The sequence below is a fragment of the Tsukamurella sp. USMM236 genome, from assembly GCF_037148755.1.
Classification (GTDB): Bacteria; Actinomycetota; Actinomycetes; order Mycobacteriales; family Mycobacteriaceae; genus Tsukamurella.
Genome location: NZ_JBBCSS010000002.1, coordinates 344,739 through 362,579 on the forward strand (window position 1 = coordinate 344,739; position 17,841 = coordinate 362,579).

Annotated in this window: 16 protein-coding genes; 3 read left to right on the top strand and 13 right to left on the bottom strand. The window is 70.7% G+C overall.

Features of this window, described 5'->3' with window-relative positions:
• Nucleotides 1–3 precede the first annotated feature (3 nt).
• Both WFK95_RS07545 and WFK95_RS07550 read right to left on the bottom strand, forming a co-directional pair.
• The gene (locus tag WFK95_RS07545; protein ID WP_336670338.1) at nucleotides 4–1,122 is read right to left on the bottom strand and encodes a hypothetical protein; all 1,119 of its coding nucleotides are present in this window, start codon (nucleotides 1,120–1,122) and stop codon (nucleotides 4–6) included.
• Nucleotides 1,119–2,237, bottom strand: a complete 1,119-nt coding sequence (locus tag WFK95_RS07550) for a phosphotransferase family protein (protein ID WP_336670339.1) — start codon at nucleotides 2,235–2,237, stop codon at nucleotides 1,119–1,121. The genes WFK95_RS07545 and WFK95_RS07550 overlap by 4 nt, the downstream gene beginning before the upstream one ends.
• 178 nt (nucleotides 2,238–2,415) lie before the next feature.
• Between WFK95_RS07550 and WFK95_RS07555 the strand changes: the two genes are divergently transcribed.
• A complete protein-coding gene (locus WFK95_RS07555; RefSeq protein WP_224645129.1) occupies nucleotides 2,416–3,198 on the top strand; it encodes a hypothetical protein in 783 nt (260 codons plus the stop codon).
• 61 nt (nucleotides 3,199–3,259) lie between these two features.
• Here the strand turns inward: WFK95_RS07555 and WFK95_RS07560 are convergent, their stop codons facing one another.
• From WFK95_RS07560 to WFK95_RS07595, 8 genes are all read right to left on the bottom strand, one after another.
• Nucleotides 3,260–4,273: a ferrochelatase gene (locus tag WFK95_RS07560; RefSeq protein ID WP_224645128.1), complete on the bottom strand. Its 1,014-nt coding sequence runs from the start codon at nucleotides 4,271–4,273 to the stop codon at nucleotides 3,260–3,262.
• Complete coding sequence (inhA, locus tag WFK95_RS07565; protein WP_168544074.1) at nucleotides 4,270–5,112, bottom strand: NADH-dependent enoyl-ACP reductase InhA; 843 nt, start codon at nucleotides 5,110–5,112, stop codon at nucleotides 4,270–4,272. The genes WFK95_RS07560 and inhA overlap by 4 nt, the downstream gene beginning before the upstream one ends.
• An 82-nt stretch (nucleotides 5,113–5,194) precedes the next feature.
• A complete protein-coding gene (fabG1, locus tag WFK95_RS07570) occupies nucleotides 5,195–5,920 on the bottom strand; it encodes a 3-oxoacyl-ACP reductase FabG1 (protein ID WP_224645127.1) in 726 nt (241 codons plus the stop codon).
• A gap of 87 nt (nucleotides 5,921–6,007) precedes the next feature.
• A complete protein-coding gene (locus WFK95_RS07575) occupies nucleotides 6,008–6,991 on the bottom strand; it encodes a VWA domain-containing protein (RefSeq protein WP_224645196.1) in 984 nt (327 codons plus the stop codon).
• 1 nt (nucleotide 6,992) lies between these two features.
• Nucleotides 6,993–7,964, bottom strand: a complete 972-nt coding sequence (locus WFK95_RS07580; protein ID WP_443081534.1) for a DUF58 domain-containing protein — start codon at nucleotides 7,962–7,964, stop codon at nucleotides 6,993–6,995.
• Nucleotides 7,965–7,966: 2 nt separating this feature from the next.
• Nucleotides 7,967–9,127 (bottom strand): AAA family ATPase, encoded by a 1,161-nt coding sequence (locus tag WFK95_RS07585; protein WP_336670716.1) that lies wholly within the window; start codon nucleotides 9,125–9,127, stop codon nucleotides 7,967–7,969.
• Nucleotides 9,128–9,136: 9 nt separating this feature from the next.
• The gene (locus tag WFK95_RS07590) at nucleotides 9,137–10,624 is read right to left on the bottom strand and encodes an NlpC/P60 family protein (RefSeq protein WP_336670340.1); all 1,488 of its coding nucleotides are present in this window, start codon (nucleotides 10,622–10,624) and stop codon (nucleotides 9,137–9,139) included.
• A gap of 241 nt (nucleotides 10,625–10,865) precedes the next feature.
• Nucleotides 10,866–11,513, bottom strand: coding sequence for an Rv1476 family membrane protein (locus tag WFK95_RS07595; protein WP_224645125.1), 648 nt, complete (start codon nucleotides 11,511–11,513; stop codon nucleotides 10,866–10,868).
• A 170-nt stretch (nucleotides 11,514–11,683) separates the two neighbouring features.
• On the opposite strand from WFK95_RS07595, the gene acnA reads away from it, so the two are divergent.
• Both acnA and WFK95_RS07605 read left to right on the top strand, forming a co-directional pair.
• The gene (gene acnA, locus WFK95_RS07600) at nucleotides 11,684–14,500 is read left to right on the top strand and encodes an aconitate hydratase AcnA (RefSeq protein ID WP_224645124.1); all 2,817 of its coding nucleotides are present in this window, start codon (nucleotides 11,684–11,686) and stop codon (nucleotides 14,498–14,500) included.
• 106 nt (nucleotides 14,501–14,606) lie between these two features.
• The gene (locus WFK95_RS07605; protein WP_224645123.1) at nucleotides 14,607–15,170 is read left to right on the top strand and encodes a TetR/AcrR family transcriptional regulator; all 564 of its coding nucleotides are present in this window, start codon (nucleotides 14,607–14,609) and stop codon (nucleotides 15,168–15,170) included.
• Here WFK95_RS07605 and WFK95_RS07610 read toward each other — a convergent pair.
• From WFK95_RS07610 to WFK95_RS07620, 3 genes are all read right to left on the bottom strand, one after another.
• Complete coding sequence (locus WFK95_RS07610) at nucleotides 15,167–15,955, bottom strand: hypothetical protein (RefSeq protein ID WP_336670341.1); 789 nt, start codon at nucleotides 15,953–15,955, stop codon at nucleotides 15,167–15,169. The genes WFK95_RS07605 and WFK95_RS07610 overlap by 4 nt on opposite strands.
• 68 nt (nucleotides 15,956–16,023) lie before the next feature.
• Complete coding sequence (locus WFK95_RS07615; RefSeq protein WP_224645121.1) at nucleotides 16,024–16,848, bottom strand: VOC family protein; 825 nt, start codon at nucleotides 16,846–16,848, stop codon at nucleotides 16,024–16,026.
• A gap of 130 nt (nucleotides 16,849–16,978) precedes the next feature.
• A complete protein-coding gene (locus tag WFK95_RS07620) occupies nucleotides 16,979–17,740 on the bottom strand; it encodes a YdcF family protein (protein ID WP_336670342.1) in 762 nt (253 codons plus the stop codon).
• Nucleotides 17,741–17,841: the final 101 nt, after the last annotated feature.

Below are 17,841 nucleotides of genomic sequence, written 5' to 3' on the forward strand. Positions count from 1 at the left end.
ATTCTACGGCGCGGGATCCACGTAGTGCTGGAAGCCGTAGCGCGTGTGCGGCCCGATCGCGCCGAACTCGAACAGGCCCTCGCCCTCCTCGGTGCGCCCGTCGGGATGCCGGACGGTGCAGGTCGCGAGGTATTCGACGGGCACCAGCATCGTGAGGTTGACGTCGAGCTCGGACACGCGGAACCGCCGGCCCTCGACCTTCTCCTCGCCCTGCCACATGCCGTGGCGCCAGTCCTGGTCGAGCCCGTAGCCGGTGCCGAAGCCGAAGTGGTTCGCGGTGGTGATGCGCACGTCGACGGTGGTCGCGGCACCGTCGGAACCCGTGAAGACGAGCCGGGCCGCCCGGGCCTGGCGGGTGCCCGGCACGAAGTCGATGTCGTGCGCGACGTGGCCGAGCCAGCGCGGTTCGGAGCCGTCGTGCGGGATCCACGTGGCGTCCTCGACGACGGGGCGGCCCCGGACGTCCTCCTGCAGCACGACGCAGATCGCGGCGTCGGCGGTGGTCAGGACGGAGTAGATCCAGAAGAAGTTGCCGGCCTCGGTGACGCGGCGGCCGGGCGGCTCGGCCTCGCCGACGGGGCGCACGCCCCAGGAGCGGTCCCGGTTGCCGCGCCAGGTGCTCGCGTCGAAGGTCTCCCCGCCCACGGTGAGGGCGCCCGCCCAGGTTCCGACCTGCACGAACCGCTGGGTGTCGAAGGTGACGCGCTCGAGCTGGCGGTGGAAGTGCCGCGGCTCGAGGTGCGCGGGGCCGGTGCCGGTGAACGTCAGGTCGAAGGCGAGGTCGTAGTCCGCGCCGGGGTCGAGGGTGACGCGCAGGCGCTGCAGGCCGTCGAGCACCTCGACGCGCATCGGCCCGACGGTGGTGTCGGCGCGGTCGGCGCCGAGGGCCTTGGAGGCGCGGAAGACGATCTGGTCGTCGCCGTGCCGGGCGACGGCGAAGCAGTCGACGACGCCCAGGTTCGGGTAGACGCCGAGGCCGAGCACGAGGAAGGGCTCGTCGGCGGTGCCGTTGTGAGCGTTGAAGTAGTAGCGGTCGTAGAAGTTGCGGTCCGACGTCGCTGGGTGGCGGATCACCTCCGCGACCTGGTGGACCGGGTAGTCGTCGAAGGGCGACAGCGTCATACGACGGACTCCCAGTACGTGCCGGCGAGCATCTTCTCGATGCTGGCGCGGTGCAGGATCATGTCGTCGGGGTTCTCCGGCGCGACGGCGGCGCCGAAGTCGATGGCCCGGGTTTGGATCCGGTACATGATCACGCCGTGCACGATGGCTGCGTAGGCGGTGTAGAAGTCCATGTCGCGGGGCACGTGGCCGGTGCGGTCGGCGTACCGTCGCTCGACGTCCTGCCGGCGCAGGAAGCCCGGCAGGCCGGGCAGGCCGGCGAGCTCGGCGAGGTCCTGGAAGAAGCGGTGCAGGTAGACGAACCAGCCGAGGTCCAGCTCGCACGGGCCGACGGTCGCCATCTCCCAGTCGAGCACGGCGACGGGGGTGTTCCCGGCGGGGCCGCCGTACATCAGGTTGCCGATGCGGGCATCGCCCCAGTTGAGCACCTGGTCGGCGTGCGGCGGGAGGTTGTCCTCGGCCCACGCGAGCGCGCGGTCCAGGAGGGGCGCCCCGCCGTGCTTCTGCGCCGCCCAGTCGTAGAACGCGCGGAGCCGGCGCAGGTGCGCGGCGAGCGCGGTCTCCCCCGGCTCGGGTGTCGGGATCAGGCCGTCGGCGGGAGCGGGCACGGCGTGGATCGTGGCGATCACGTCGACCGAGGCGTCGGCGAGCTCGCGCAGGTCCGCGTCGGTGGAGTCGGGCCGCCAGGCGCCGAAGGTGTAGGGCATGACGTCGGGCGGCACGTCGCCGTCGACGCGGTCCATGACGAGGAACGGGGCGCCGATCACCGCCGGGTCCTCCTCCACCCACAGGCACGACGGCGCCGCGACCCCGTACGACTCGACGTGCCGCATCACCGCGAACTGCGCGGGCAGGTCGTAGGTCGGGAACACCGGGTCGGACTCCGGCCGGGGCGCCACGCGGATGACGAGGCGCCGCTCCTCGTCGCCGAACCGGACCGCGGCGAGCAGGGTCTCGCTCGACATGCCGTTGCCCTCGGGCAAGTGCAGGTCGAGCACCTCCGCGCCCGGCTCGCGCGCGGCGAACCACTGCTGTAACTGGGCGCGCACCTCGTCCGGGGTGCGCTGTGAGGAGGCCGGGCGGGCCTGCTCGGCGAAGGTGTCCGATTCGGTCATGCCGGTCAGGGTAGATCCGCGCGGCCTTTGCTAGAACATGTTTCAGAAATCTCGCGATGGCGGCGTTGCGGGCGTGGGCGCTGAGATGTGGGCTCCAGCGGCGCGGGCACGCCGTATCCCGGGAGTCGCGCCGCTGGGGCGCACACCCCAGCGGGTGCCGCGACTAGGATGAATGCCCATGAGCTCCCCCGTCGTCACCCTCGCCCGCCGCGCCACCGCGGGGCCCGCCCAGGGCTTCGCGGTGTGGTCTGCGGCCTGGCTGGCGGGCTCGGCGGGCACGGACGAGCTGCTGGAGGCGCTCGGCGAGTGGGCGCCGGTGCAGTCCGTGGTCGACGGCGACCTCCCCGATCTGCTGGCCGAGATCCGTGCCCTGGAGCCGCATTCGGTTCGGCTGCTGCTGCCCGCGCCGGGCGATGCGCGGGGCCTCCCCGCGGGCACCGACCTGGAGGAAGCGGCGATGGCCCGGGGCGAGGTCGTGCTCTTCGACGGCGCGACGTCCACGATCGCCCTCGTGCCGACGCCCGAGGCCGCCGATGTGATGCGCTGGCAGGCCTTCCTCCACGAGCCCGCACTCGTCGATCCGGATCCGGTGTCCCTCGGCGCCGCCGAGCATGCGCTGCGGGACGCCGTCCGCGAGGCGCCGTCCGCGCTGGCCAGCCTGCCGCCCGCGCCCGACGCCGCGTCGGACCCGCGCGGCGTCGTCATGGAGCTGACCCGCTACCTGGGCGCGCACCGGCTGCCCCTCGGTGCCGCCGAGCGGGCGCACCGCGTGCTCGACAGCGCCGGGATGGTGGAGGCGATCCTGCTGGTCGCGGGTGCGGAGAACCCGTACGCCGGTCTCACCCTCGCCTCCGCGCAGGGCGGCGACGCCGCCTACCGCGACCTGTGGCGCACCGTCCGCGCCGCGCGGGTGGCCGCCGTGAACGCGGTGTGCCGCGACGAACTGCGCGGAGCATTCTGAAACCGTCGTTCAGATGAGGGACGCTCGAAATACTGCGCCGCGGATCAGCTGAGCGCGGGTTTCAGGTGCGAACCGGGCGCCGCACTGCCGGGCAGCAGCCCTCGACGCACGCGGCGCCGTCGACGCTGACGCCGAGCCCGCTGGACCTGCCCGCATCCGCATCGTCGACGAGGTCGGCGACCATCGCCGCGAACCGCGGATCGTGGATCGGGGTCGCGGCGCGGGCGAAGGGCATGCCCAACTCCCCCGCGAGATCGCGCGCCTCGGTGTCGAGGTCCCAGATCACCTCGAGGTGGTCGGAGATGAAGCCGATGGGCACGACCGCGACGCCGGGCACCCGCTCGTCCCACAGCGCCTGGATGTGGTCGCAGATGTCGGGCTCGAGCCACGGCACCTGCGGCGGGCCGGAACGGGACTGCCAGACCACGTCGTGATCCATCCCCAGCCGGGCGGCGACGTTCGCGGCCGCGTCCCGGACCTGTCGCGAGTAGAGGTTGGACACCCCGGGCGGGCCCGCGTTCACGTCCGCGGCCTCCGGGATCGAGTGCGCCGTGAACACCAGGCGCGAGCCGAAGGGCACCGTCGCCAGGGCGGCCTGCGCCGCGTCGGCGAAGCAGTCCAGGAACAGCTCGTGATCGTGGAACTGCGGCAGCTTGGTCAGCCGCGGCGCGCCGGGTCCCACGGCCGCGAGGGCGCGGGCGATGTCCTCGTCGTACTGCCGGCAACCCGAGAAGCCGCCCCAGGCGGAGGTGGCGAAGACGAGCGCGTCGCGCACGCCGTCGTCCTTCATCCGCCGCACGGTGTCCTCGACCATCGGATGCCAGTTCCGATTCCCGAAGTAGACCGGCAGCGCCCGGCCCCGGCGGTCGAACTCCTCCGATACGGCCGCGATCAGCGCACGGTTCTGCTCGTTGATCGGCGAGACGCCGCCGAACCGCTGGTAGTGCTGTTCGACGGCGTCCAAGCGCTCGGGTGGTACGCCACGACCACGCACGACGTTCTCGAGGAACGGCCGTACGTGGTCGGGGTGCTCGGGCCCACCGAAGGAGAGCACGAGCAGCGCATCGTGGGTCACGACTGCGCGTTGATCATTTCCTCGGGGAACCAGGTGTTGTGGCTGGCGCCGCCGTCGACGTAGACGATGGAGCCGGTGGTGCCGGGCAGCCAATCCGAGAGCAGCGCGCAGATGCTCTTGCCCACGACCTCCGGGTCGTCGACGTTCCAGCCGATGGGCGAGGCGCCGTCCCAGTACTGATTGAGCATGTTGAGCTTCTTGGCGTCGTCGGTCGCGGTGCCCGAGATCGCCTTGGCGGCCAGGGTCTTGATCGGGCCGGCGGCCACCAGGTTGGAGCGGATCTTCTTGGCGTAGCCGACCTCACGGGCGACGTAGCGGTTGACCGACTCGAGGGCGGCCTTCTGCACGCCCATCCAGTTGTAGTCGGGCATCGCGGTGCGGGGATCGAAGTCCATGCCCACGATGGAGCCGCCCTCGTTCATGACGGGCAGCACGGCGCGGGCCAGCGAGGCGTAGCTCCACGCGGAGATCTCGAAGGACTTCGCCACGTCGGGGCCGGGGCCCTCGAGGAAGGGCACGGCGTCGGGACCCATGAGGGTGCGGGGCGCGAAGGCGATGGAGTGCAGCACGCCGTCGATGCCCTCGGGCGCGAGCTCGCGGACCTTGTCGGCCAGCGTGCCGAGGTACTCCTCGTCGGTGATGTCGAGCGGGATCGCCGGCGGCACCTCCTGCGGGAGACGCTTGGCGATGCGGTCGATCAGGCGGAGCCGGTCCGGGATGCCGGTGATGATCACCTTGGCGCCCTGCTCCTGGGCCACCTTGGCGGCCGAGAAGGCGATGGAGGCATCGGTGATGATGCCGGTGATGAGGATGGTCTTGCCTTCGAGCAGTCCGGTCACGGACGTGCCTCCTTCAGTGTGTTCGTGCTGCGTGGCTGGTTCGACGGTGCGCGGTCGCGCCTAGTGGCCTGTTGTCTCGGGCCTAGTGGCCCATGCCCAGGCCACCGTCGACGTTGATGACGTTGCCGGTGACGTAAGAGGAGTCGTCCGAGGCGAGGAACGAGACCACCGCGGCGACCTCCTCGGGCTGGCCGATCCGCTTCGCGGGGATGCCCTGCTTGATCAGCGGCTCGGTCATGTCCGACGGGAGCTCGCGGGTCATGTCGGTGTCGATGAGGCCCGGCGCGATCACGTTGGCCGTGATGTTGCGCGAGCCCATCTCGCGGGTGACGGAGCGGGCGAGGCCGACGACGCCGGCCTTCGACGAGGCGTAATTGGCCTGGCCGCCGGTGCCGGCGAGGCCGACGACCGAGCCGAGGTAGATGAACCGGCCCCAGCGGTTCTTCAGCATGTCGCGCGTGGCGGCCTTGGTGACGCGGAAGGCGCCGGTGAGGTTGGCGTTGATGACCTTCTCGAAGCTCTCGACGCTCATGCGCATGACCAGCGTGTCGTCGGTGATGCCGGCGTTGGAGACGACCACCTCGACGGGGCCCTGGTGCTCGGCGACCGTCTTGAAGGCGGCGTCGACGGACTCGGTGTCGGTGACGTCGCACTGCACGCCGAACAGGCCCTCGGGGGCGCCGGAGCCGCGGTGCGTCACCGCGACCTTGTGGCCGTCGGCGGCGAGGCGCTGCGCGATCGCGAGGCCGATACCGCGGTTGCCGCCCGTGACGAGGACGGACCGGGGCGTGAATTCAGAAGTCGACATGGATGACAACGTATCAATCACGCTCGCGACCCAGGAAATCTCCGGGCACGCGAGTCGTCGCGGGTGCGCGTTCCGCGGGCACCGAGGTCACGGCAGACGCCGGTTGAACAGCACCGCGCCCGCGGCGCCGAGCACCAGCAGGCCCGTGCCCCACAGCACCCAGATCCGCGAGTTGTCGCCCTTCTGCATCTCCCACCCGATCTCGTCGCGCAGGGTGCCGTAGGCCTCATTGAGGTCGCTCAGCGAGGACGCCGAGAAGAAGTTGCCCCCGGAGAGCTCGGCGATCTTCCGGAGCGAGTCGTCGTCGACGGGGACGGGGATGTTCTGTCCCTCGATGTCGACGGTGCCGTTCGGCGTGCCGAAGGAGATGGTGGAGATGGGGATCCCCTCCTCCTTGGCCTTGCGGGCGGCGGTGAAACCGCCGCGCGGGTCGTCGAGGTCGGTGGGCACCGTCTGCTTGCCGTCGGACTCGAGGATGATCCGGGCGGGCGGCGCGGCGTCCTTGCCGCCCAGCACGTCCCGGATGTTCTTGATCGACTGGATCGCCGCGTAGATGCCCTCACCCGTCGCGGTGCGCTGCGCGAGGTCGAGGTGATCGATCGCATTGGTCGCCAGGGAGCGGTCCGGCGTCGGCGAGACGAGGAGCTGCGCCGTGCCGGCGTAGGAGACGATGCCGAGGTTCATGCCCTGCGGCAGTTCGCCGACGAACTTCTTCGCCGCCTCCTTGGCCGCGTCGAGCCGATTGGGGCTGACATCGGTGGCCTTCATCGACAGGGAGACGTCGACGACGAGCACGACAGTGGCCTTGCTCCGCGGCACCTTGCGCATCGCCTGCGGCCCGGACAGCGCGATCATGAGCAGGATCAGGCCGATGCTCAGCAGCGCGATGGGCACGTGCCGCCACCGGTTGGGCCCGGGCGGCGCCACGGAGTCGAGCACCGACATGTTCGCGAACTTCAGCGCGCGCTTGCTGCGCCGCCGCTCGTTGTAGACGTACCCCGCCAGGATGGCGAGCACGACGAGGATGCCGAGCAGCCAGATCGGGGTGGCGAGCGAGGTCAATCCGCCCATGTCAGGAAGCACCAGCCAATCCACGTCGACGTGCGGCGACGAACCGCACGATGTCGGCGAGCCAGTCGCGGTCGGTGCGCAGTTCGAGGACGGGCGCGCCGACGCCGCGCAGGGTGCGCGCCACCTGCTTGCGGTGCTCCTGCGCCGCCGCGGCGAACCGCTGCTGCAGCTCGGGGGTCACGGTCAGTTCGCGCACGGCGCCGGACTCGGCGTCGCGGAGCGCGATCTCGCCGACCGCCGGGAGCTCGACGTCGCGCGGATCGAGGACCTCCACGGCGAGCACCTCGTGCCGCGCGGCGATGCCGCGGAGCTCGCGGACGTAGTCCACGTCGCCGAGGAAGTCGCTGATCACCACGACGAGGCCGCGGGGCTGTTCGGGCCGGCGCAGGGCGTCGAGCGCGATGGGCAGGTCGCCGCGGGTGCCCTCGACGGCGCGGGGCGCGGTGGCGATGGCCTTGAGCACCTTCTGCCGCTGCGCGCGGCCGGACTTGGGCTGCACGCGCACCAGCTGCGCGCCGTTGGTGACGAGGCAGCCGACGCGGTTCGCGGCGCCGCTCACCAGGTGCACGACGGCGGCGGACGCGGCGACGGCGAGGTCGCGCTTCGTGCCGCCCGTGGAACCGAAGTCCATCGACGCGGACAGGTCGACCACGATCCAGGTCTGCAGCTCGCGGTCGGCGATCATCTGCCGCACGTGCGGGTGCGTCGTGCGGGCGGTGACCGACCAGTCCATGAGGCGGACGTCGTCGCCGGGCGTGTACGGGCGCGACTCCCCCGGCTCGGAGCCCGGTCCGGGGAGCAGTCCCTGGTGATCGCCCTTGAGGACGCCGTCGAGCCGGCGGCGCACCAGCAGTTCGAGCATCTTCAGGGACGCCTGCATGCGGGTCTCGTCGACCTCGCCGCCGGCGAAGCTCGGGAGCGGGCTGTGCCGGGGCCCGGGACCGGGAGGCGTGCCGGGGGGTGTGGCCGGCATCGTCAGCCCTGCGGCTGCTGCGCGGGCACGTACTGCTGCGGGGCGGGCGCCGGCGGCGCGGCCTGCTGCGGGACGGGCTGCCCGACGACCTGCGGCAGCGCGACGGTCTGCAGCACGCGGTTGATCGCCTGGTCGGCGGTCACCTCGTCGGCGAGGGCGTCGTAGCTCATGACGAGGCGATGGCGCAGCACGTCCGGGATGATCTCGACGACGTCCTGGGGGACGACGTAGTCGCGGCCGCGGAGCAGCGCGAGGGCGCGGGCGGCGGCGACGATGCCGAGGGTGGCGCGGGGCGAGGCGCCGTACGTGATCCAGGAGGCCACGTCGTCGAGGCCGAACTCGCGCGGGGTGCGGGTCGCGGCGATGACGCGGACGACGTAGTCGACGAGCGCGTGGTGGACGAAGACCTCGCTCGCGGCGCGCTGGAGGCGGATCACGGTGCTCGGGTCGAGCACCTGCGAGGGCACGGGCGGGACGGTGCCCATGCGGTAGACGATCTCCCGCTCCTCCTCGATGGAGGGGTAGCCGACGACGACCTTGAACAGGAAGCGGTCACGCTGGGCCTCGGGCAGGGGGTAGACGCCCTCGTTCTCGATGGGGTTCTGCGTCGCGAGCACGAGGAAGGGATCGGGCATCGGGTAGGTCTTGCCGCCGATGGAGACCTTGCGCTCGGCCATGACCTCGAGCAGCGCGGACTGGACCTTCGCGGGGGCGCGGTTGATCTCGTCGGCGAGCAGGAAGTTCGCGGAGACCGGTCCGATCTCGGTGTCGAACTGCTCCTTGCCCTGCCGGTAGATGCGGGTACCGACGAGGTCGGAGGGGACCAGGTCCGGCGTGAACTGGATGCGGGAGAACGAGCCGCCGACGACGGTGGCGAAGGTCTCGACCGCGAGGGTCTTGGCGACGCCGGGAACGCCCTCGAGGAGGACGTGGCCCTTGGCGAGCATGCCCACCAGGATCCGCTCGACGAGCTGGTCCTGGCCCACGATCACGCGCTTGACCTCGTAGACCGCCCGCTCCAGCAGCTTGACCTCATCGCTCGACGCGATGTCCTGCCCCTGTGAGTGCGTCACGCAATAGTCCCCTTCGTCGTCGTTCCCCCGGCCCGTGCGGGCCCGTCCGATCCCGGGCCGCGGCGGCCCGTTCCCACGAGCGTACTGAATCGCGCGCGGTCAGCTGTTGATCACGCGGACGCCCTGCGAGAGGAACGTCGAGGCGTCGAAGGGGGCGATCCGCACCGCGCCGCCGGACTGGGGCGACTCGAGGATCTGGTTGTTGCCGAGGTACATCGCCACGTGCTGGGTGCCGCCGGGGCCGCGGAAGACCATGTCGCCGCGCTTGAGCTGGCTGATCGGCACCTTGTTGCCCGTCGTGTACTGGTAGCCCGAGTACTTGGGCAGCGCGATCCCGACCGCGGCGTACATGTACGCCATCAGGCCCGAGCAGTCGAAGCCGATGCGGTTGAAGTCGCCGTAGCTGTCGGCGACGCCGCCGTCGCGGACGCCCTTGGTCGCGCCCCAGGCGTTACCGCCGCCCCAGGCGTACTGCACGCCGATGACGGACATGCCGCGCTGGATGACGGTCTCGATCATCTGCGCGCCGCTCATGCTCCCGACGCCGGGCACCGCCTGCGAGGCCGGGGCGGTGGGCTGCTGTGCAGCGCCGGACTGGCCGGTGACGGCGCCGAACGGGTTGCTGAACAGCGACGACGCCTGGCCGACGATGCCCTGGGCGAAGGTCCGGGCCGCGGCGAGCGGATCCGCGGTGTCGACGGTGCCGGCCTGCGCAGCGGGGGCCGCCGGGGCGGCCGCCTGCGCAGCCGGAGCGGCGGGCTGGGCGGCGGGCGCGGCGGGGGCCGCGATCTGCTGGGTCTGCTGCTCGTCGACGACGTACTGCGCGTAGATCTTCTGCTGCGCCGCACGGTCCTCGGCGCGCTTGGCCTGCTCGAGGGCGCGCTGTGCCAGCTCGCGCTGGGTGCTGAGCGTGGTCTGCTCCTGCTGCTGCGTCGTCAGGGCGGCGACGGTCTGCGTGATGGAGTCCTCGGCCGTCGTCTTCCGCTCGGCCGCGGCGGCCGTGGCGGCGTCGGCCTGGACCTTGGCCGCGCGGGCGGCGGTACGGGAGGCCTCGGCGCGGGTCTTCGCGGCCCGGAGGTCGCCGAGCGCGACCTTCTGCTTGTCGGCGACGATCCGCAGCGTGGTCGCGCGGTCGACGGCATCGCCCGGGTCGTTCCCGCCGAGCGTGTTCACGAGGGCGCCGGCACTGTTGCCCTGGGCGTACGCGGCACGGACCACCTGGTCGAAGGCGTCCTGGGCGGTCTTGATCTTGGCGTCGGAGTCCGCGACCGCGGTGTCGGAGACCTTGATCGCGCCGGTCGCCGCGGTGGCGGCGTCGCGGGCGGACTGCAGGTCGACGACGGCGCGGTTGACGGACTGCCGCTTCGTCGCGACGTCGCCGCGGAGGTCCGCGATCCGCTGGTCGGTCTGGGCGATGCGGTCGACGAGCGCGGCGACGACGTTGGCGGGATTCGCGTCGGGGCCGTTGGGCTCGGCGAAGACCGATCCCGCGCCTGCGACGGAGCCGGCCACCAGCGAACCGGTGGCGACTGCCGCGAGCAACGACCGCGCAGCGAAATTCGTGGCGGGGTGTGCCGTACGCCTCAAGGTGTCTCCCTCAACTCAAGACTCGTTCAGACCCGATGAGTGCGCATGGGCAACACGCACAACATTGGCTTCAGACGTACCGTACGGCACTTTCACAACAATAGAAAACAAGATTCACAAATTACACAGGTGTGAGTAGCGAAAGATCCGCGCTGACCTGCACGGATCATCGTCCGTCGAATGGCATTCGAATCGGACAGGCGCTGCTAATTACACAGCTGGAATTTCGAATGAATGTGCGCTATTCGTTCGATCGAACAGCGGAGCCGCCATTCTCTTCGGTCGTGGGCACCGTCGAGTCGGAGGACTCCGCCCCGACCGTTGCGGCCACCGGCGCGGCCGCGGCACGCCGGGCGGCGTCCACCGCCCGGCTGCGGCGGCGCGTCACCACGCGGGCCCAGCCCGCGAGCGCGGCGACGACCAGCACCAGCCCGACGGTGAAGCCCGTCCACGGGAAGGTCGCGTCGTTCGCGACGGTCGCGAAGTCCTCGGCGGCCTTCGGCGGGTTGTTGAGCGCGAGTCGACCGGTGTAGCCGTCCTGCCCCTTCTCGATCTGGAAGCGCGAGAGCTGGGTCGAGTACCCGGCGACCTGCGACGGCGACATCACGAGGACGGTCAGCGGATGATCGGCATCGGCGTTCATCTGCCGTCCGAGCTCGGTGCCGAGGTCGCGCAGCGAGGTGTCCGGGTTGTAATCGTGCGCCAGGACGACCACCTGGAAGTTCTCGATGCCGTTGGCCCGCGCGTCCTTGACGACCTGCACCAGCTGGGGCACGGAATCGGCGTGCGCGGGGTTGAGCACGGCGACGCCGTCCGTCGCGAGGTCCGCCTGCAGCGCGGACAGATCCACATCGGTCGGAACTTCGGTGAGAATCGGCAGCGGACCCATGGGCCTCACAGTACGACACGCCCGCGGGCGCGCCCGGAACGAGGCACAATGAGCTGCGTCCGGCGAGTTTCAGCCCTGCGGACTCTCACAGGACAAGCGTACTGTATTATCGACTTCAGGCACCGACACAGCCCGTCGGTGCACACCACAAAACGTTGAGTGGAGCTGACGTGAGCAAGAGCATCGATTCCTTCTCGTCGCGCGGCACGCTCGAGGTGGGCGATCAGTCATACGAGATCTTCCGCCTCAGCGCCGTGCCCGGCACCGAGAAGCTGCCCTACGCCTTGAAGGTCCTCGCAGAGAACCTGCTGCGGACCGAGGACGGCGCGAACATCACCACCGATCACATCAACGCCCTGGCGAACTGGGATCCCTCGGCCGAGCCGAGCGTCGAGATCCAGTTCACGCCGGCGCGCGTGATCATGCAGGACTTCACCGGTGTGCCCTGCATCGTGGACCTCGCCACCATGCGCGAGGCCGTCACGGCCCTGGGCGGCGACCCCAACAAGGTCAACCCGCTCTCCCCCGCCGACATGGTCATCGACCACTCGGTCATCCTCGACGTCTTCGGCACCGCCGACGCCCTCGAGCGCAACGTCGACCTGGAGTACCAGCGCAACGGCGAGCGTTACCAGTTCCTCCGCTGGGGCCAGGGCGCGTTCGACGACTTCAAGGTCGTCCCCCCGGGCATGGGCATCGTGCACCAGGTGAACATCGAGTACCTGGCGCCGGTCGTGATGACCCGCAACGGCCAGGCGTACCCCGACACCTGCGTCGGCACCGACTCGCACACCACCATGGAGAACGGCCTGGGCGTCCTGGGCTGGGGCGTCGGCGGCATCGAGGCCGAGGCGGCCATGCTGGGCCAGCCGGTCTCCATGCTCATCCCCCGCGTCGTGGGCTTCAAGCTCACCGGTGAGATCAAGCCGGGCGTCACCGCGACCGACGTGGTGCTCACCGTGACGGACATGCTGCGTCAGCACGGCGTCGTCGGCAAGTTCGTCGAGTTCTACGGCAAGGGCGTCGCCGAGGTGCCGCTCGCCAACCGCGCCACCCTGGGCAACATGAGCCCCGAGTTCGGCTCCACCGCCGCGATCTTCCCGATCGACGGCGAGACCATCAACTACCTGCGCCTGACCGGCCGCACCGACGAGCAGCTCGCGCTCGTCGAGGCGTACGCCAAGGAGCAGGGCATGTGGCACGACGCCGATCACGAGCCCGCCTACTCCGAGTACCTCGAGCTGGACCTCGGCACCGTCGTGCCGTCGATCGCCGGCCCGAAGCGCCCGCAGGACCGCATCCTCCTGTCGGAGTCGAAGACCGCCTTCCGCAAGGACATCCACAACTACGTGGAGGAGCAGCACCCGGCCGCGCACACGCAGCTGGACGAGGCCGTCGAGGAGTCCTTCCCGGCCTCCGATCCGGCCGCGCTGTCCTTCGCGGACGACGGTGCCGTCAACGTGCAGTCCGCCGCCAACGGCGCCGAGGGCCGCCCGTCCAAGCCGGTCACCGTGACCGGTGAGCGCGGCACCTTCATCCTCGATCACGGCGCCGTCGCGGTCGCGGGCATCACGTCCTGCACCAACACGTCGAACCCGTCGGTCATGCTCGGCGCGGCGCTGCTCGCGCGCAACGCCGTCGAGAAGGGCCTGACCACCAAGCCCTGGGTCAAGACCAACATGGCCCCCGGCTCGCAGGTCGTCACCGACTACTACGAGAAGGCCGGCCTGTGGCCGTACCTCGAGAAGCTCGGCTACTACCTGGGCGGCTACGGCTGCACCACGTGCATCGGCAACACCGGCCCGCTGCCCGACGAGATCAGCAAGGCCGTCAACGACGAGGACCTGACCGTGGTCGCGGTGCTCTCGGGCAACCGCAACTTCGAGGGCCGCATCTCCCCCGACGTGAAGATGAACTATCTGGCCTCGCCGCCGCTGGTCATCGCCTACGGCCTCGCGGGCACGATGGACTTCGATTTCGAGACCGACTCGCTGGGCAAGGACCACGACGGCAACGACGTCTTCCTCAAGGACATCTGGCCGTCGGCGCAGGAGATCGACGACACGATCAAGAACGCCATCAACCAGGACATGTTCCGCAAGTCCTACTCCACGGTCTTCGCGGGCGATCACCGCTGGCAGAACCTGGACACCCCCGAGGGCGACACGTTCGCCTGGGACGAGAACTCGACGTACGTCCGCAAGGCGCCGTACTTCGACGGCATGACGATGGAGCCGTCGCCGGTCACCGACATCGCGGGCGCCCGCGTCATGGCGCTGCTGGGCGATTCGGTCACCACCGACCACATCAGCCCGGCCGGCCCGATCAAGCCCGGCACCCCGGCCGCGCAGTACCTCGACTCCCACGGCGTGGCCCGCAAGGACTACAACTCGCTGGGCTCGCGGCGCGGTAACCACGAGGTGATGATCCGCGGCACGTTCGCGAACATCCGCCTGCAGAACCGTGTGCTCGACACCATCGGGCTCGAGGGCACGCAGGGCGGCTACACCCGCGACTTCACCCAGGAGGGCGGCCCGCAGTCGTTCATCTACGACGCGTGCCAGAACTACCAGGCCGCCGGCGTCCCGCTGGTCGTCCTGGGCGGCAAGGAGTACGGCTCCGGTTCGTCGCGCGACTGGGCGGCCAAGGGCACCAGCCTCCTGGGCGTCAAGGCCGTCATCGTCGAGTCCTTCGAGCGCATCCACCGGTCGAACCTGATCGGCATGGGCGTCGTCCCGCTGCAGTTCCCCAAGGGCGAGTCCTGGAAGACCCTGGGCCTCGACGGCACGGAGACCTTCGACATCGCGGGCATCACGGAGCTGAACAACGGCGTCACGCCGAAGACGGTGCACGTGACCGCGACGAAGACGGACGGCACGAAGGTGGAGTTCGACGCGGACGTCCGCATCGACACCCCCGGTGAGGCGGACTACTACCGCAACGGCGGCATCCTGCAGTACGTGCTGCGGAACATGGTCAAGAGCTGATCGCTTCAGTCTTGACCAGTGACGGCGGGTCCGGCCCCAGCGGCCGGGCCCGCCGTCCGCGTAGTGGACAACGAGTAACCGTCCCCGTTCGATCAGGAGCATCCACATGCCCAAGGTGAGCGATGATCACCTCGCCGCGCGGCGCCGCCAGATCCTCGACGGTGCGCGGACCTGCTTCGCCGAGTACGGCTACGACGGGGCCACCGTCCGCCGGCTCGAGGCCGCGACCGACCTCTCGCGCGGCGCGATCTTCCACCACTTCCGCGACAAGGACGCGCTGTTCCTGGCGCTGGCCCGCGAGGACGCCGAGCGGATGGCCGACATCGCCGCGGAAGAGGGCCTCGTGCAGGTCATGCGCGACATGCTCAGCCATCCGGAGCGCTTCGACTGGCTGGGCACCCGGCTGGAAATCGCGCGCCGGCTGAAGAACGACGGCGACTTCCGCGCCGAGTGGACCGAACGCAGCGCCGAGCTCACCGAGGCCACGCTGCGCCGCCTGGAGCGGCAGAAGCAGCGCGGCCGGCTGCGCGACGACCTGCCGACCGACGTCATTCTCAGCTACCTCGACCTCGTGCTCGACGGGCTGGTCACCCACCTCGCCTCGGGCCGGCCGACGGCGGGCCTCGAGGCGGTGCTCGACCTGGTCGAGGAGAGCGTGCGGCGTCCCTAGCGCTTCGTCAGCGCCGGGACGAGGGTCGCGATGCCCAACCCGAGCATCGCGATGCCCGCGAGCAGGGTCAGGTAGAGGCCGATGCCGGCCGAGACGTCGACCATCGACGAGTACGTCGACGTCAGCTTCACGACGTTCGCGAGGTCGTAGCCGGCGAGGCCGGTGATCCCGAGCCCCGCGACGGTCGCGACGATGCCGGAGATCAGCCGCAGCGGTACTCCCGTCGTGGTGACGACCGCCGCCGCGACCGCGACGCCGCCGGCGATGAGCGCCGCGAACAGCGTGATCCAGCCGTCGCTACCGTCGATCCCCGACGCCGAGCTCGTGATCGACGTGCCGCCGATCTTCGCCGACGCGCTGGCCCACGGCAGGAAGGCACCCAGGATCACGAGCGCGCCGGCGCCGGCGATCAGGAACTGCAGGATCGTGCCGACGCCACCGCTCGCCGACGGTGCCGGACCGCCCGGCCCCGCCGGGCCCGGTGCACCGAACTGCCCCGGCTGCTGCCCGTAGGGCCCGGGTTGGCCGGCGTACTGACCCGGCCCACCGAACTGCTGCTGCCCGTACTGGGGCTGCCCCGACTGCGGGTACTGCGGCTGTCCCGGCCGACCGTACGCCGGCTGTCCCGGCGGAGGCTGCGGGGCGTCCCACGGCTGCCCGGGCTGCTGCGGCGGGCCGCCGTACGGAGCGCCCTGCTGCGGGGGCCGGCCCTGGTGCGGCGGCACCTGCCCGCCGCCCTGGGGGTAGGGACCGCCCTGCTGGTATCCGCCCTGGTTGTAGGTCATGCGGGGAGCGTAGCCCCGTCGGCCTTGCGATCCGGTTGCCGACGCCCAAACGTGATCTTCGGTGCGGCTCAGCGCCCTTCGGGCGGGGTCGCGTAGAGGAAGACCGCGCCGCCCGGATCCTTGGCCGATCCCATGGTGGCCCAGGGCGTCACCTCCGCCGCGCGGAGGAGCTCGCCACCCGCGGCCACGATGCGCTGCTCGGCGGCGGCGGTGTCCTCGACCGTCAGGTACACCTGCCAGAACGACGGCATGCCCTCGCCGAAGACGCCCGAGTCGAAGAGCGGCGCCGCGTCCATGATTCCCGCGACCGCGTCCCGCTGCGCGCCCGTACCGGTGAAGACCTGGCTGTAGCGGTCCGGGCCGAAAGAGCCCTCCTGCCCCCCGCTGCCGATCTCCTCCGACTCCCAGCCGAAGACGTCTCGGTAGAAGGCCCTGGTCGCGTCGTAGCTGCGGCTCATGCAGTCGAACCAGTACGGGGTACCGGGCACGCCGCGCTCGACGAAGCCCTCGTGCTTCCCCGGCTCCCAGATGCCGATGGCCGCGCCGACCGGGTCGATGACGAAGGCGAAGCGCCCCAGGTCGGCCACCGGCACGACCGGGACCACGAGCGAGGCGCCCGCGTCCGTGGCCGCGCGCAGCGACGCCTTCGCGTCCTCCACCCGCAGGTAGGTCGACCAGACGTCGCCGGGGCCACCACCACCGTCGGGCGGCGACATGACTCCGGCGACGCGGTTCCCGTTCACCCGGAAGTTGCGGTACCCGCCGAAGTCGTCGTTGGCGGGCTCCGCCTCCCAACCGAAGACGGCGCCGTAGAACTCGACGGCCTGCTCGACGTCGGAGGTCATGAGGTCGATCCACACGGGTGCGCCCAGCGGGGCGTGGTACGCGGTCATGGCGACAACGGTGGCACACCGGGCCGACAAGTTTCCAGATTTCGATCGACACGGCGCTGACGATCGCTGAATCGGCCTGCGCCGCCGATTGCCGTGAGCGGGTGTCGAACCCGCCCACGGCACCGTCGGGCTAGAGGTTGGCGACGCCGCGTGCGTCCCGGTAGACGCCCGCCACGCCACTCGCGGACATCGGCCCGGACTGGATCTTCGCGTCGGAGGCGACGACGGCCTGCAGCGTGATGCCGGCGACGAGGAAGTCGGCGACCGAACGCCGGGTGTGGTCGGCGGAGGTGACGAGCACCGCGCCGTTGCCGAAGCCGTTCTGCCGCATGAGGACCGCCGTGTTGATGGCGTTGCCTTGGGTCGAGCCCGCCTTCTCCTCGGTGTAGATGCGGGTGCCGGAGACGCCCTGCGCGAGCAGCCACTCCTTCATCGCCGCGGCCTCGGTCTTGCCGGCCTTGGGCGCGCCGCCGGTCACGACGATCGGGAATGCGGGGTACGCCTGCGCGACCGCGAGCCCCTTGGTCAGCCGCTCGACGAGGATCGACCGCATCGCACCGTTGTTCTCCAGGCCGAAGCCGAGGATGACGATCGCGGTGCCGGGCGCGACGCCGCCGGGCACCTGGTCGGTGAGCGGGAAGGTCAGCGCCTTGTTGACGTTCGTCATCAGGGCCACGACCTTCTGCGCCTGGTCGACCGGCATCTGATTGATGGCGGCCTGCGCGCCCGCGGTGTCGCCCGCGGCCTGGCGGTCGATCGCCTGGTTGGTCAGGGACGTCGACGACGTGGTGGTCGACGGTGCCGCCCCCGCCGTCCCCGTCGCCAGGGTGGCGGCGACCGCAACGGCGGCCGTCAGCGAAACGATCGAGCGGAAGAAACCAGAGACACGCATGTTGCCCTCCGTGACAAATGAGTCTATCGGTGGAAAACTACACCACTGAGTCGTGTGTTGCACACGTGAATGATGATTCGTACCCGACACCACGTCCGGGG